The sequence below is a fragment of the Thauera sp. 28 genome, assembly GCF_000310145.2.
Lineage (GTDB): Bacteria > Pseudomonadota > Gammaproteobacteria > Burkholderiales > Rhodocyclaceae > Thauera > Thauera mechernichensis.
In genome coordinates this window covers 1-671 of the sequence record NZ_AMXA01000092.1, presented here as the reverse complement: position 1 = coordinate 671, position 671 = coordinate 1, and the positions used below count along the sequence as shown (strand labels likewise).

Genomic DNA, 671 nt, shown 5'->3' with positions numbered 1-671 from the left:
TCGATGGAATTCGACGTGCTGATCGTCGGCGGCGGCCCGGCCGGGCTGGCGGCGGCGATCCGCTTGAAACAGCTCGCCACGGCCAAGGGCCAGGAGCTGTCGGTGTGCCTGATCGAGAAGGCCGCCGAGATCGGTGCCCACATCCTGTCGGGCGCGGTGATGGACCCCAAGGCGCTCACCGAGCTGATCCCCGACTGGAAGGAACAGGGCGCCCCGCTCAACACCGAGGTCACCGAAGACCGCGTGCTGTTCCTGTCCGAGACCGGTGCCCGCCAGGCCCCCAACGGCCTGCTGCCCGACTGTTTCGTGAACCACGGCAACTACATCGTGCGCCTGGGCAACGTGGTGAAGTGGCTCGGCGAGCAGGCCGAGGCGGCCGGCGTCGAGGTCTATCCCGGCTTTGCCGGCGCCGAGATCCTGTTCGACGACAAGGGCGCGGTCAAGGGCGTGGCCACCGGCGACATGGGCCTCAACCGTGACGGCACGCCCGGCCCGCACCACCAGCCGGGCATGGAACTGCACGCCAAGTACACGCTCTTTGCCGAAGGCTGTCGCGGCCATCTGGGCAAGCAGCTCGAGGCGAAGTTCAATCTGCGCGAGGGCGCCGACCCGCAGACCTACGGCATCGGCATCAAGGAGCTGTGGGAGGTCAGGCCCGAGAACCATCGCCC

General features: G+C 68.4%; 1 protein-coding gene. It reads left to right on the top strand.

What is annotated here, in order from left to right:
- On the top strand, positions 1-671 hold a 671-nt coding region (locus C662_RS19575; RefSeq protein WP_002934706.1), incomplete at both ends, for an NAD(P)/FAD-dependent oxidoreductase.